Annotated in this window: 14 protein-coding genes, 1 tRNA gene and 1 pseudogene; 15 read left to right on the top strand and 1 reads right to left on the bottom strand. The window is 57.8% G+C overall.

Annotated features, from left to right (window positions below; all coding sequences use genetic code 11):
• The first annotated feature begins 462 nt into the window (after nucleotides 1-462).
• Nucleotides 463-1,071 (top strand): septal ring lytic transglycosylase RlpA family protein, encoded by a 609-nt coding sequence (locus tag QCE49_RS13940; protein WP_033536464.1) that lies wholly within the window; start codon nucleotides 463-465, stop codon nucleotides 1,069-1,071.
• Nucleotides 1,072-1,124: 53 nt separating this feature from the next.
• Here the strand turns inward: QCE49_RS13940 and rsmI are convergent, their stop codons facing one another.
• Nucleotides 1,125-2,006, bottom strand: a complete 882-nt coding sequence (rsmI, locus tag QCE49_RS13945) for a 16S rRNA (cytidine(1402)-2'-O)-methyltransferase (RefSeq protein WP_008352292.1) — start codon at nucleotides 2,004-2,006, stop codon at nucleotides 1,125-1,127.
• 27 nt (nucleotides 2,007-2,033) lie between these two features.
• Between rsmI and QCE49_RS13950 the strand changes: the two genes are divergently transcribed.
• The 14 genes and pseudogenes from QCE49_RS13950 to QCE49_RS14015 all read left to right on the top strand — a co-directional run bounded on the left by QCE49_RS13950 (nucleotide 2,034) and on the right by QCE49_RS14015 (nucleotide 13,358).
• Nucleotides 2,034-2,438, top strand: a complete 405-nt coding sequence (locus QCE49_RS13950; RefSeq protein WP_250457160.1) for a YraN family protein — start codon at nucleotides 2,034-2,036, stop codon at nucleotides 2,436-2,438.
• A gap of 102 nt (nucleotides 2,439-2,540) precedes the next feature.
• Nucleotides 2,541-3,128 (top strand): phosphoheptose isomerase, encoded by a 588-nt coding sequence (locus QCE49_RS13955; protein ID WP_250435387.1) that lies wholly within the window; start codon nucleotides 2,541-2,543, stop codon nucleotides 3,126-3,128.
• A 23-nt stretch (nucleotides 3,129-3,151) separates the two neighbouring features.
• The gene (locus tag QCE49_RS13960; protein ID WP_008352287.1) at nucleotides 3,152-3,952 is read left to right on the top strand and encodes a BON domain-containing protein; all 801 of its coding nucleotides are present in this window, start codon (nucleotides 3,152-3,154) and stop codon (nucleotides 3,950-3,952) included.
• Nucleotides 3,949-4,293, top strand: coding sequence for a c-type cytochrome (locus QCE49_RS13965; RefSeq protein ID WP_175979692.1), 345 nt, complete (start codon nucleotides 3,949-3,951; stop codon nucleotides 4,291-4,293). Before QCE49_RS13960 ends, QCE49_RS13965 begins: the two co-directional genes overlap by 4 nt.
• A 67-nt stretch (nucleotides 4,294-4,360) precedes the next feature.
• A tRNA-Ala gene (locus QCE49_RS13970) sits at nucleotides 4,361-4,436 on the top strand.
• A 584-nt stretch (nucleotides 4,437-5,020) separates the two neighbouring features.
• Nucleotides 5,021-6,217: a phage integrase central domain-containing protein gene (locus tag QCE49_RS13975; RefSeq protein WP_250457066.1), complete on the top strand. Its 1,197-nt coding sequence runs from the start codon at nucleotides 5,021-5,023 to the stop codon at nucleotides 6,215-6,217.
• A 173-nt stretch (nucleotides 6,218-6,390) separates the two neighbouring features.
• Complete coding sequence (locus QCE49_RS13980; RefSeq protein ID WP_250457065.1) at nucleotides 6,391-7,041, top strand: hypothetical protein; 651 nt, start codon at nucleotides 6,391-6,393, stop codon at nucleotides 7,039-7,041.
• A 146-nt stretch (nucleotides 7,042-7,187) separates the two neighbouring features.
• Nucleotides 7,188-7,550 (top strand): AlpA family transcriptional regulator, encoded by a 363-nt coding sequence (locus QCE49_RS13985; RefSeq protein ID WP_250457064.1) that lies wholly within the window; start codon nucleotides 7,188-7,190, stop codon nucleotides 7,548-7,550.
• A 10-nt stretch (nucleotides 7,551-7,560) separates the two neighbouring features.
• Nucleotides 7,561-7,914 carry a hypothetical protein gene (locus QCE49_RS13990; RefSeq protein ID WP_250457063.1) on the top strand — a complete coding sequence of 118 codons (354 nt, stop codon included), beginning with the start codon at nucleotides 7,561-7,563 and terminating at the stop codon, nucleotides 7,912-7,914.
• A 485-nt stretch (nucleotides 7,915-8,399) separates the two neighbouring features.
• Nucleotides 8,400-9,557, top strand: coding sequence for an inovirus-type Gp2 protein (locus QCE49_RS13995; RefSeq protein WP_250457062.1), 1,158 nt, complete (start codon nucleotides 8,400-8,402; stop codon nucleotides 9,555-9,557).
• A 914-nt stretch (nucleotides 9,558-10,471) separates the two neighbouring features.
• On the top strand, nucleotides 10,472-10,969 hold the full coding sequence (locus tag QCE49_RS14000; RefSeq protein ID WP_250457061.1) for a hypothetical protein: 498 nt from the start codon (nucleotides 10,472-10,474) through the stop codon (nucleotides 10,967-10,969).
• Nucleotides 10,970-10,985: 16 nt separating this feature from the next.
• Nucleotides 10,986-11,315, top strand: a pseudogene (locus tag QCE49_RS14005) (IS30 family transposase); the annotation flags it as partial.
• A gap of 211 nt (nucleotides 11,316-11,526) precedes the next feature.
• The gene (locus QCE49_RS14010; RefSeq protein WP_250457060.1) at nucleotides 11,527-12,864 is read left to right on the top strand and encodes an HNH endonuclease signature motif containing protein; all 1,338 of its coding nucleotides are present in this window, start codon (nucleotides 11,527-11,529) and stop codon (nucleotides 12,862-12,864) included.
• A gap of 188 nt (nucleotides 12,865-13,052) precedes the next feature.
• A complete protein-coding gene (locus QCE49_RS14015; protein ID WP_250457059.1) occupies nucleotides 13,053-13,358 on the top strand; it encodes a hypothetical protein in 306 nt (101 codons plus the stop codon).
• The last annotated feature ends 656 nt before the right edge of the window (nucleotides 13,359-14,014 follow it).

Raw genomic sequence — 14,014 nt, forward strand, 5'->3', positions numbered from 1 at the left:
GAACCATGCCGTCATTGGGCGAATGCCAAAACGCTAGTGCGTTTTTACAATCGCTGTCAGTACGCTGTTGGGGGCCAAAAGCCTCGCAATTGCAACTCACGCACCTCCAGTAGGTGCACACGTCTTGTCCGGCCAGACGCCGCGCGTCTGTCAGATGGCCTTTGCCGCCGTCACGCCGGATGGGGCCTACGCCGCCGTTCCTGCGCTCACTTGGCTTCACCAGCGCACGAACGTGATGCCACGTTCGATGGCGGCTTGTGGGGTCTGGTCAGGCTGCCGGGGACAGGTTGCGCCAGACGTGAACAATAACCGGGCGCTTGCGGCACGAGTGCGCCGCATCCGAGCACAGTCCACCGTTCGCTTCAGCGAGCGGCGTTCTGCTTTGCACGGCAAAGCCTCGAGCAGCCTTGCGCGCGCCGACCAGCGCAGCGCGGCCGCTCCTTTATCGTTGAAAACACGTCTATGAATGCTCGATTTATTCGACATGTCGGGAGCCTGCTAGCAGTTGGCGTGCTGGCGGGTTGCGCCGCGCCGGGTTCGGGCGATGTCGCATCCAATCCTCAGAACACAAACTCCTTCAGCACGAGCAGTGCCCGCTCGACGGCGCCGCTCGCCTTCGATTCGCACCTTTCCGCGCTGCCCGCCGAGAAGCCGGCGCAACCGGCGCAGTCGCTTTCCGACGCCGAGCCGATCACGACCGGTCCCGACGCCAGCAACTTCGAGCAGAAGGGCAAGGCGTCGTGGTACGGACGCATGTTCCACGGTCGCAAGACCGCGAGCGGCGAGAAGTTCAACATGAACGCGATGACCGCAGCGCATCGCACGCTGCCGCTCGCGTCGTGGGTGCGCGTGACGAACGAAGCGAATCACAAGACCGTCGTCGTGAAGATCAACGATCGCGGCCCTTATGTGCACGGACGCGTGATCGATCTGTCGTATGCAGCGGCGGCGGTGCTCGGCATGCGCGGCGCCGGCACGCAGAAGGTGAAGATCGAAGGTCTCACGCAGCAGGAAGCGCGTGCGGCGCGCGAAGAGCAGGCTCAGGCGCTGGCCGACGACAGCGTGAACTGATCTCGCCGACAGCTTCGCAGAACCCGACGGGCCGTTATCGCAACGGCCCGTTTTTATTTCTCGTCGCGTTTGGCGAGCTTCAGCGCGCGTTCATACAGCGCATTGCGCGACGCGCCCGTCAATGTCGCCGCGATGCGCGCCGCGCTTTTCACCGACAACTCTTCCAGCAGCGTCGACAGCAGCGCGTCGTGGGCGTCGTCGGCGTCGTGCGCTTCGGGCGCGCCTTCGACGACCAGGACGAATTCCCCGCGTTGACGATTCGCATCGGCTTCGAGCCACGTTGGCCCTTCGGCCAGGGTGCAGCGATGCAGGCTCTCATGTAACTTCGTCAGCTCACGGGCGATCAGCAGTTGCCGTTCGCCGCCGAACGCGTCGCCGAGCGCGCGCACGGTTTCGACGATGCGATGCGGCGCCTCGTAGAACACCAGCGCCATCGGATGACTTGCGAGCTTCTTCAGCTCCGACGCACGTTGCTTCGCCTTCGTCGGCAGGAAGCCGATGAACGAGAAGCCGCCGACGAACGCGCCCGCCGCGCTCAACGCGGTCGTGAGCGCGCTCGCGCCCGGCAGCGGGATGACCGGCAGGCCGGCCTCGCGCACGGCATCGACGAGACGCGCGCCGGGATCGGAGATACCGGGCGTGCCCGCGTCGGATACGCACGCGATGCGCTCGCCGTTCCTGAGATGCTCGATCACGCGTTCGGCGGCGCTGCGCTCGTTGTGCTCGTGCACGGCGATCGACGGCTTCGAAATGCCATAGCGCGCGAGCAGTTGCGCGGTGTTGCGCGTGTCTTCGGCGGCGATGCGATCCGCGAGTCCGAGCACGTGGAGCGCGCGCACGGTGATGTCCGCCGCGTTGCCGATCGGCGTTGCGACGATATACAGCGCGCCTGTCGGATAGTGCTGCCCAGCGGCGAGTTCGGAGATCTGAAGCATGAGCGCGGGCGTCGAAGGAAAGGCGTCATTTTGCCATGCGCGATTCGGTGGCCCGCCGACAACTTTTACGGAGGAGCCGTGTCCAAAACGCTCGGCGACGCTTTCGAGTCGCACGCGCTCGCGTTCCTGCAGCGGCAGCGCATGCGTCTTGTCGCGCGCAACGTGACGTGTCGCGGCGGCGAGATCGATCTCGTGATGCTCGATGAACGCGGCGCGCTCGTGTTCGTCGAAGTCCGCGCGAGAAGAAGCAGGCGTTACGCGAATGCCGTCGCAAGCGTCGATGCGAAGAAGCGCGCGCGCCTCGTACATGCCGCGCAGCATTTCCTGACGACATGGCGCGGCGCGTTGCCTGCGTGCCGTTTCGACGTCGTCGCGTTCGATGCGGGCCGCATCCATTGGCTGCCCGATGCGTTTCGCGCCGACGAGGCGTGACTGCGGTTCATCGCATGATGCATGCGGTAAACTGCGCAACAACCGACGCCTTGAGCGTTCAAGCCACACACCGCGCATGTCGCGGCCGATGATCGAGAGTCGATGTCAGTCGAACGCATTCAACAGCAATTCCGCGACAGCGCGGCACTTCAACTCGAAGCACTCGACGCGCTGGCGGTTCCGATCGCGGCCGCCGTCGATACGCTTTTTGGCGCGCTCGCGAACGGCAACAAGATTCTCGTGTGCGGCAACGGCGGCTCGGCTGCCGATGCGCAGCGCTTCGCCGCGCAACTCATCGGCCGCTTCGAACGCGAGCGTCCGGGCTTGCCGGCGATTGCGCTGACCACGGACACGTCGATAATCACGGCCATCGGCAACGACTATGCGTTCGAGCAGATCTTCTCGAACCAGGTCCGCGCGCTCGGCCAATCGGGCGACGTGTTGCTTGCGATCAGCACGTCGGGCAACTCGGTGAACGTGCTTGCTGCGATTCAGGAAGCGCACGAGCGCGAGATGATCGTGATCGCGTTGTCGGGCAAGGGCGGCGGCGCGATGTCCGACGTGCTCGCCGAAACCGATATTCATATCTGCGTGCCGGCCGAACGAACGGCGCGCATCCAGGAAGTCCATCTGCTGACCATTCATTGTCTGTGCGACGGCATCGATGCGATGCTGCTCGGCGACGACTGAAACTGAAAGGGGGAACGGAGTTGATGAACAAGACACGCGTCAAGGCGACGCTGGCCCAGGCCACGCTGATGGTGGGCATGTTGTCGGGAGTTGCATTGACGTTGCAGGGCTGCGCGCTCGCGGTCGTCGGCGCGGCGGCCGGCGGCACGTTGATCGCCACGGATCGCCGCACGCTCGGCGCGCAGACCGAAGATCGCGAGATTCAGGTGAAGGCGCTTTCGCGGATCAACGAGAACGTGCCCGATACGTCGCATGTCAACGTAACCGTGTTCAACCGGCGCGTGTTGCTGACGGGCGAAGTGCCGGACGACGCATCGAAGGCGAAGGCCGAGGCGGTGGTGCGCGACATCAATAACGTCGGCAGCATCGTCAACGAGCTGTCGGTGCAGGGCGCGAGCTCGTACTCATCGCGCGCGAACGATTCCTACCTTGAAGGACGCGTGAAGACTGCGATGGTCGGCGAGAAGGACTTGCACGCGAACGACTACAAGGTGGTGTGCGAGCGCAGTGTCGTTTATCTGATGGGGCTCGTCACGCCGGACGAAGGCGCGCATGGCGCGGATGTCGCCGCGCGCGTGCCGGGCGTCGAGCAGGTCGTGAAGGTGTTCCAGTACATCAAGCCTGAAGAGGCGCAAGCGCTGGAAGCGGCGGCCGCGTCGGGCACGAGCGTGGCGCCGGCGGCAAGCGCGCCGGCTGAGGCGACGGTTGGCACGGTGCCTGATTCGGGCGTGACGTCGCGTCCGCTCGATACGCAATCGCCCGCGCCCGTGAAGAACTCGGATGTGCGTCCGGGGAATGCCAATCCGGCTTCGACGGTGAAATGAACATGATGCGTTTGATTGTCGGCGCGGTGATCGTTGCCGCGTCTTTTGGTGTGTCTGCTGCGGAGCAGACGGGTTCATCCGCGAATGCGATGGCGATCGCGCGCAGCAACGCGTGCATGGGTTGTCATGCGATCGATCGCAAGCTTGTGGGGCCGTCGTTTCAACAGGTCGCCGAGAAGTACAAGGGCGATCCGCAGGCGAGCACGATGCTTGAAAAGAAGGTGAAGAACGGCGGCGCGGGGGTGTGGGGCTCGATTCCGATGCCTTCGCACCCGAAGATGAACGACGCGGATATCAAGACGGTCGTGTCTTGGATTCTGGCGGGGGCGCCGCAGAAGTGAGCGTTGATTGAAGTCGTCTGAAGGCTTGCCTGACGGCGATTTTGCTGTGGTACAATTTTGATTCGTTGGGGGGGTAGCTCAGCTGGGAGAGCGTCGCGTTCGCAATGCGAAGGTCGGGAGTTCGATCCTCCTCCTCTCCACCAAGAACATGTCTGATGTTGTACGAGAAAGTCCTGAAACCCGCGTAGCTGAAAGGCTCCGCGGGTTTTTTTATTTCTGGTGATGTCTAGCGGTGTCTGTTGACAGCTGCCCCCAAAGGGGGAAGACTTTTGGGGCAACTATTTGCGCTGTCAGTACTGTATTCCCCGAACGCCGCTACCAAAGCCGCCACAAGGAGCACCGGAGCCCGTCGAAAGTCGAGAAAACCCTTGGACAGCGGTGGGCTGTGCCTGCGCATCGCGCCGACGGTGCCAAGTTGCGGCGGCGGAAGTAGCGGTTCGGGTAGTAAGGAGAAAAGCCTCTCGCTCGGGATCTGCCCTGACGTCACGCTCGCGGCAGGAAAGGGCGAAGCGAGGCTCGGGCTGAACGAAGAAGTGGAACAGGAGCGCGCGACTGTGCGCGACGGAGGCGCGCGCCTCGATGCGGCCTGCGTTTTTCCTAGTAGTGACGGAGCGGCTTCGGCCAGGATCGATGCGCGCAGAGTTAACTTGGACCATTGGAAGCCGCCCGTTCCGCGCCTTTCTAGACGCAACGCGCGGTGTGTTCGTCAAGGAGTAAAAAAGTAGAAATGGCATTGACAGACGTGGGCGTTCGCAACGCCAAGCCAAGGGATAAGCTCTATCGTCTGTTCGACGAGCGCGGTATGTATTTGGAGATTTCGACTTCGGGCGGTAAATGGTGGCGCCTCAAATACAGATTCGGGGGCAAAGAGAAGCGGCTGTCTCTTGGCGTCTATCCGGACGTGAGTCTGAAGGAAGCAAGGGAGCGCCGGGATGAGGCGCGCAAGCTCCTAGCCAACGGTATCGATCCGGGCATTGAGCGCAAAGTGCAGAAGGCGGCGACGGTGGAGCGTGCCGCCAATAGCTTCGAAGCGGTTGCACGCGAGTGGTTTGCAAGGCAAGCGCCTGGGTGGGCAGCCAGTCATGCGGACAAGATAATGGGACGTCTCGAGAAAGATGTATTTCCGTGGCTGGGTGGCCGAGCGATCGCGGAGATCAGACCCCCTGAGGTGTTGGCGGTATTGCGACGGGTGGAGGCTCGCGGCGCACTTGATACCGCCCATCGCGTTCATCAGAATTGCGGCCAAGTGTTTCGTTATGCAGTTGCAACTGGCCGGGCGGAACGCGACATCAGTTCCGATCTACGAGGTGCGCTTCCGCCTGCGCGGCACACCCATTTCGCATCCGTGACAGAGCCCACCGAGGTTGCGAGCCTCCTGCGGGCGCTCGATGCTTTTCAGGGGACGTTCGTCGTTCAGTGCGCTCCGCGTCTTGCACCACTGCTGTTCGTACGCCCAGGCGAGCTGCGGTCAGCCGAGTGGGTGCAATTCGACTTGGATAAGGCTCAGTGGCGCTATACGGTCTCTAAGACGAGAACGGAACATCTCGTGCCGCTCGCCACGCAAGCCGTCGCGCTTCTTCGCGAGCTACATGCGCTCACGGGCCAACGCAAATTTGTCTTTCCCGGGCGTGATGTAAAGAAATTAATGAGTGGTGCGGCGATCAATGCGGCGCTCAGGCGGATGGGTTTTGATACCAAGACCGAGATTACGGGCCACGGATTTCGAGCAATGGCTCGCACCATTCTGCATGAGCAGCTACGCTTTCCTAGTGAGGTCATCGAACATCAACTCGCGCACAAGGTGCCGGATTCTCTCGGCACCGCTTACAACCGCACGAAGTTCATCGACGACCGCATTCTGATGATGCAAAAGTGGGCGGATTACCTTGATGAACTTAAGCGCCCCGATGAAATGGCTCGATGAACGGGGGAGTCGAACCTATTTTTCTGCGACTCGGGGTTCGACGTGTATCAGCCGATATCGTAAAAGCGGGGCAGTAGAGTTCTCGCAATCAATATCAGCAATATCGAACTATGGAAGCAAACACTAAATCTCGCTATGTTTCACGGGCGGATCTAAATTTCGAGAACAGAGTCTTGGAGCTGACGACCAAGCTGTCAAACTGCTACAAGCATTATGTCCCGGGCGCGTCCGATGAAGACTTTTTATCCGAAATTGTCGAGGTCGTGGTGAACGGTGACGATCCGAGTGTCGATGATCCGAAGGCGATCGTTCTGCGACTCGCACGTCCGTCGGACGAATCCTTGCCTCGGGAGAGAGTTATCGAATCGCCGGTCGCCGCCGTGATTGCATCGTGCGTATTTCTCAGCAGAGCTGGCAAAGCAATCGGAAATTGCGAGAACGAGCTGGCATGGCGTTATCTTGCCGATGCCAGCTACTGGTGCGGTGTCGCTCATACAGGCATTGCCGTGGAACCAATGTTTCGCCGCACTGTAGAGGAGACCAAGGCACAAACGAAGAAAGAGCATTCAAGGTCTGGTGGCCAGAAACGCTCAGCAAAATGGCAACCTGCGCGAGATTTCGCGTATTCGTTAATTCGAAATAGCGGTCGCAAAACAAAATGGCCATCCAGAAAGAATGCGGCAGAATCTATTGAGTCCGCCGTGGCGCAGTTTTGCCGTGAAAACGAAATCACATTTCCGCAATTCGATGGCGTGAAGCGGACCTGCGATTGGTTAGAGGCAATGCCTGATGAAGCAGACTATATACAAAAGAAAGGGCGCTAGCATACAACGCTGAGAAAGTATACCTGCATGCTGGAAAACATCCCCGCTTGCCGGTGCGCAGGTCGTACTCATGGTTCCTCGAATTTACGCTTGCAACCTCTTCAGCGCTGAAGATGTTCAACAAAATCTAGCAAAGGAACCTACCGATGAACGCGACTACTAACAAGTTAAGTTACAACGCCTCCAAGGCCGCGACCCAACAGAACCCTCACCTTGCGTGTGACACTTCACCTATCGCTCGTCACATTGCTGGCCGGGCGGGCGGTTGCCCCGATATGGATAATGCGACGGGTCCCGCGACCCGGGCGATTCCTGTTGGCGCTCGCGTCCTGCGCTTGCATCAAGTCTTGGAGCGCACTGGCTTGTCTCGCGCGACTATTTATGTCCTGCAGGCGAACGATCCCACCTGGCCACGCAAGATCTATTTGACCAAGCGTACGGTCGGCTGGCTTGAAGTCGAGTTGGACGGATGGATTGCATCCCGGGCGCAACTGTGCGTTGCGGCGTAAGGGGACGATCATGATTGACAGACAGAAACTCCCCCACGGCGACGAAAGGCCTCAGACGATGTCGGCCTTGATGCGCGATCTGTCGACAAGCCACGACTCAAACGCAGCGGCAGACGACGTCATGCTGTTCGACTACTTTAAGAATCTTACCCCGCCGGCCGGCCAGGTGGCGCGGATTCGTCTCGAGAAACTGCTGCCTGCGCTGGCTTTGGCTCATGCGAACGGCAATAGCGTGAAGTCCCTCGTGGACGCCTTGAAGGTGAAGGGCATCAACGTGTCGGCCGTCACGCTTCGCAAGAAGATTAGCGCGTATCCGGTCGTTCGACGTGATGGCAACGATCCTAATGTCTTCGAAACCGTGTAGCGGTTGGTCATCGAACAAGCCATGGCCGTACAGCTATGAGCGGGCCTTTTCTTCCATGTCGCAACTGCAGTCAGCTTGCGAGTGACGGAGTCCGTGCTACAAAGAGCGCGACATTTATGTATATATTGGTTTGCCAGTAATTTCAAGATTCAGCGATGTTTGTGATCCTTGAAAGTGCGTGTTGACCGTTGTAATGACATTGACGATTTTGGTTATTAATAGGATTGAATTGACAGTGCCTAAACTAAAGACGCAACTAAGAGCTATCTGCTGTTTATATCGATACGCATAGAAGACGTGTGAAGGTTGATGAGATTCTAAAAATCTCATCAATTACATCATTGACCTCAATGATGCTACGGTCATCGTCAGCGTGTTAGTGCTCCGCTAGGAAGGTCATGATGCAACGGCCGTATCGTCTCTACTGGACGTAAAATAAATTGATTCGAAGTAGTCGAAATACAACAGCGCGTGAAACGACGCTGTTGAATTTGTATGCCGATCTGTTGAAAATCGATGAAATGCTAAATAGCGTATGGACCACCGAAGGAGGGCGGTATCTGGTCGGGCAGTACACGAAGCACATCTATGGCCTAATCACCTTCATGCATCAGGTGATCCATACGGACATGCAGCCATACAAGATCACGACCACCGGGCGCAGTAAGACAGCCGAGATTGAGTCGCGCAGATTGGAGAACGTTGTTAAGAAACTGAGTGTTTATTTCGACCTGTACTCAGCTGACCTGCATTTTGCGCCTGACATCCGCTTGTTTTTTGAGTGCGCACGTGCGCATTTGTTGCGTGAACTCGGCCCAGGTTTCCGGCCGAACGCTGCGTTGCCGGATGGTCGCATTGAAGCTGAGATTGCAAATGAGTTCGTCGGTTGGCTGCGAGCAGAAGGCAAGAGGATCGGTATTAAAAAGAAGTTGCGTGACTGGGAGCGCAATGCGACCGAAAACGTCAAGCGCATTCGTACTTACGTGCCTGCGCTGTTCGAGCGCTATTCGAAACTGATGGTGGTTCGGCTGGATTTGAACTACGTGAAGTCGCTTGTCGACAACGATGACGTGCTAGAGCTGGGCCAGCGCCTTAGCGCGATGGCGGCAGACGATGCCAAGCGATTCTTGGCAGGCGACGATATTGACGACATGATGGGGCGACGTGAGACGCTGGCTCGCATCGACATTCGCGAGGTTAAGAAAGATCTCAGTCGGCTATTCCGCAACATGCGTAGCAAAACCAGCCTGTTCGAGCATCTGGTCGGTTACGTGTCTAGCATCGAGTTCTCGCGTGTCGGTGGTTACCACGTTCACGTGGCACTATTCTTCGACGGATCAAGGGTGCAAAAGCACGAGTGGTATGGCGATGAGATCGGAAAGTACTGGCGCGACGTGATCACCGAAGGGCGTGGCTTTGCTTTCAACTGCAATCGCAATCGAAAGCAATATGGTGAGAACTGGGCGATCGGCATGGTTGATCATCACGATACAGGCAAGCGCGAAAAGTTGATGCATGCTTTGAGCTACCTGGCAAAGCGGGATCAGTTCGTGTATGTGAAGCCGTCCGTGAAATCAAATCTCTTCACGACGGGCCATCTGCCCGGCGATAAGCCGAAGGGAGGCCGCCCACGTACAAGGTAGTCCCTCGGTTCGAGCTTTCGGCGAGCGGACCAACCGTTGATTCGCCTTCCCGGAAGCCATAGCGGAAATGGTTCTTCGATATATGCAAAATGGTTCGTCGCGCGTCGGGCAATGGATTTCAGTCGCCGCTTCGGCGGTCACCGAACTAGTGCCGTTGACCGCTAAAGCGGCGGCCGTGACCGCGCTATGCATTAGACGAAGCTCGGCATGCCGGTGCACATCGGTGTTGACGTTGATCCGGGTTGTATGCACGCAGCATTCGTCAGAATAGCCAATGTTTCAGCACGTCGCGGGCGACTACTAGACTGTGCGCGCATAAAGGTACGACATTCGTGAATGCTGGCTATACACGTTCAGACAAATGTGATGAACCGTAAGCAAAGGAGTGAAGCCGCGGTACGTTATCGCCAAGCGCGGAAAGATCCATGCGGTGATCGCACAGCGGCGGTACCATAGAAAACCGCGCGAGACGTAGGCCGAGCTGAAGAATTGCATCTACCACGCGCGACCCAAATCAATCCAAGGTCGCAGGTGAACGTTAGGCGGGAAAAGTCGGCGCAATTGAAACTCGAACGAAGTTCGCAGAGCGCCCCGTCGCTCTTCAACGAATCCTTCCGCCTGTGCTGCGATCATCAATCCACTTGATGGCCGTCCCACGGTGAGTATGAGATATCAAATACTTCGCTTCCTTACGACGCAGAAGCACGATGACAACGAAGCTTGATCCACTCATCTACGTGCACGATACGAAGGAGCAGGCAGATGCCTACGACGCATGGCTTCGACGGAAGGTACAGGAAGGGCCTCGACGATCCTGGTCCCGACCTTTACCGTCAGGCCGTGATGGCAGAGATGGAGGCGATCATTCGGGAAGCTGAGCGTACCCAACGAACCGACTGAATAGAGAAAGCGAAATGACCGTGCGACCTGAAGACGTCGTGCCGATCGCGGAAGCCGGCGCCCGTTTGCCCGAGTTGGTAGACGACGCTGCCCGAGGCACAAAAACAATTCTGACGGACGAGAACGGTAGGGAAGTAGCTGCGATTGTTGACGTGCATCGGCTGGCGCAACTCGAGCAGCTGGAGTCGGGAGTGTCCAGTCCTTTCACCGTAGATGACGTGCTTGAAGCGCTGCGCTCGATCGAGACGCACGGCCTGATTTCTGAAGAAGAAGGTCGGCGACACGATCAAGAACTTCTTGAGAGCGTGCAGCGACGGGCAGACCTTAAAGAAAGCAGTAGCTTGGGCGCGGTCGAGCGCGGTCGATTGCTAATGCTGGCCGACGCGCTGCGCGGGATGGAAGATGCCCGCAACGGGCGAGTAACGTCGGCCGCTGACTTCAGACAAGAACTCAAGGAGCGGGCGAAGCGACGTCAAGAAGGGCCCGCGAAAGATGAGGAATCAAGTAAGTAGCGGAAGCTTCGAACGGCTGATACGACACGCCAGCAAGTTACGTCGGGAACTATATAAATCGCTGACGTGGGAGAGAGGTTCCGAAATGGCCGACCACCACCGCTTTACTGTCGCTACCGACATTGAGGTCTATTTCTGCGACCCACAGCACCCCTGTCAACGCGGTTCGAACGAAAACACGAATGGGCTTCTGAGGCAATAATTCCCTAAGGGTACCGATCTATCTGCCTACTCACAGACCAAACTCGACGCTATAGCCAGGAGGCTCAACGAACGTCCTAGAAGAACACTTAACTTCGATACCCCAGCCGAGCGATTTAGACAAATCGTTGCATCGACCGGTTGAATCCGCCGAATCTGGCTCAACCCGTGTACGGACCGGCGCATGTTGGTCGCCTTGCGGTGCCAGATGACGTAGTTCGCACGACGTTAAACCAATTTCTTACGCTTTTGAGGTTGCACGTTTGAGCTAGGAAAGGCTTTGAGCGGACTAACGATTCACGCGTGGAATTTTCTTACTTCGTGGGCGAATGGTGTGTCTCTTACGGATACTTACCATGAATGCCGACGGAAAGAAATGCGATCCAGAACTGCCATCGGGTTACTTCCGGATCCCCGGCAACGACAAAGTCGCCATAAAACGGACCGGAGAGTGTTTGAATTTACTCACCGGAAATCAGATCAAAGTGGTGTCAAACCGAGAGAAAGGTTACCGAACCGTTCACGTAGCTGTGCGTGGCAAGACGCACAACTTCTACCACCATCGACTGCTAGCGGCTGCATTCATTCCGAAGCCGGACCGTCATAATAGGAGGTCACTTCGTGATCTGCAAGTAAATCATATCGATGGCAACAAGTCGAACAACTCACTTGAAAACCTTGAGTGGGTTACTGCTCTTGAAAATATCCGACACGTCTTCGCGATGGGACTAAAACACCGGCGCGATCGTGGGTTTCCTTACGTGCGCAGGGACCGGCTGACGTTCAGCGTGTACGCGAAAGATATACGTTCGGGCGAGTTGAAGTACTTCAAGTCGTCGGACGCCTGTGCCGACGTGTTTGGCGTAAGCCGTCTGCGCCTGAGAAAGCACCTCTCATCAAAGCGCGCCGGATACGTGACTAAGCAGTGGTGTGTTTTCCGGTATGCAGATCAGTTGCCATTCCCGGATCTAAAAGACGAGCATCGCGAAGAGAATAGTTGGGACATGTCCTTTGGCGCATGGATCGCCACTGATAAGGAAACCGGCAACTGTCACATCGCCAGTACACTAAATGAGTTGGCGACCGCGATTGGGCTCCGTGTCTGTGCGCTGCAGAACCTCCACCAGCGCAACCTGAATGAACCGTATCTCGGCCGCTGGTACGTACGTTATGAATTCAACGTCCTTCCGGATGCTCTGAAGCGGGTCTCACACTACAAGGATCGTGTCATCTTTCCACCAAAAACCGTCATCGCAACCAACCGTGTGACAGGTAAGCAGGAGAGGTATGTCAGTCGCAACATTGCTGGAACCGCCCTCGATATTCATCCCGATCGTATTCGCTATGCCGTGAAGGCTAAAAAAGGCGTCCTGGGGGATTGGTCATTTTGTGAAGTGGATTCGCCTACGCCCCTTTCCATCCGAGTTAATCGAGTAGCCTTTAAGAAGCATTTGCATCATCGCCAGTCCGAGTGGTTGCGGCCTGAAAGGAGCGACGGCTATTTCGTCGGTTCTACCGTCAGCAAGGAGGGCGACGACGCAACAGACAAGGCCGCGGAACTTGCGGGAAGCGATACTGATTCAGAAGGCGAAGGGCAGCGGGCCCAGTTTCGGACGACCATGGTCGAGCCCTGGAACCAGCAGTACAAGGGCGCCGCGACGTGGTCGAGTTTCGAAGCGAAGCTGACAGCCTAATCTAAGCGGACGTCGCAAAGCCCAGGGCGCTCGCCCTGGGCATATGTCCGCGTCCCTTTCCCATTCCGAAGAGCTGCGAGTCGGCTTAAGTTCTGAGGGGTTACGCCGATAACCAGAAAGCCGAGGTCCCACCCGCGCCGTGCTCGCACGCCCAACGGGAGTCGTAAGCCATACATAACGGAGACGTCATGAAACTGTTGCCGACGCTGTTCGCTTTGACCACCCTTGCTGCTGTTTCATCCGCCTTCGCGCAGATGACAATGGCGCCGGACGGCTCTTACGTCAACGGGACGCCAGTGATGGCGCCTGACGGAAGCTACGTGAGTGGGAGTCCGACCATGGCTCCCAATGGACGCTACGTTGGTGGAATGCCGACAATGGCACCGGATGGCTCGTACGTGAGCGGAATGCCGACAATGGCCCCGGATGGTTCGTATGTCGGCGGTCGCCCGCTGATGACGCCAAATGGCTCGTATATTGGCTCTGACGATTAGCAGGTGTTAAGCGCTGGGTCTCGGGGCATAAAGAGAGGACGAAAGTCCCCTCTATGTCGCTCATGTTCTTTCGATGACGGCGTCTTTATCTTAGGAAAATGACAGGGCACGTTGAGCGTATCGTCATCGAAAGGGGCGATGAGCTCGGCAGAACCCGGGCCTGACATTCGGTACGGGGGTGACTATGAGGCAGAGATGGTCAATGAAAACGAAGAACCAAGTACAAGCCGTTTCCGAATTCCCTTGACTGGCTGCGAAAGGAGACCAATGCTTCGGCGTTAGTTGGTCGACGACTCAGACTCGCAAGTCGGTACGCGATCGACGTCGGCTTCCAATGCGAGGCGAGCGGTTGCGTTAAGAAAATCAAATACTGAAAGACACGGGGCCCGATGAATAAGTTTCCGTTGCGTCACGTCTCCATTCGCGTTCCCTGGCATGACGCGGGATGGACGGGCGTCGTATGTCGGGCGCCGCACCTCAACGGTTCATGCGCGAAGCTGACCGGCATAGCCACCTCGAAAATCGACCATAGCGAACTCACGATTGCAGGCAAAAGACTAGCAGGCTGTTGAAATATCCCCTTGTGAACGCGCGCTCGCTTATTCGGAAGAGCTGGCGCGATGCAGTGTTCCGAATGAATTGACGCCGACATCCTT

The organism is Caballeronia sp. LZ008 (genome assembly GCF_031451435.1).
Classification (GTDB): domain Bacteria; phylum Pseudomonadota; class Gammaproteobacteria; order Burkholderiales; family Burkholderiaceae; genus Caballeronia; species Caballeronia zhejiangensis.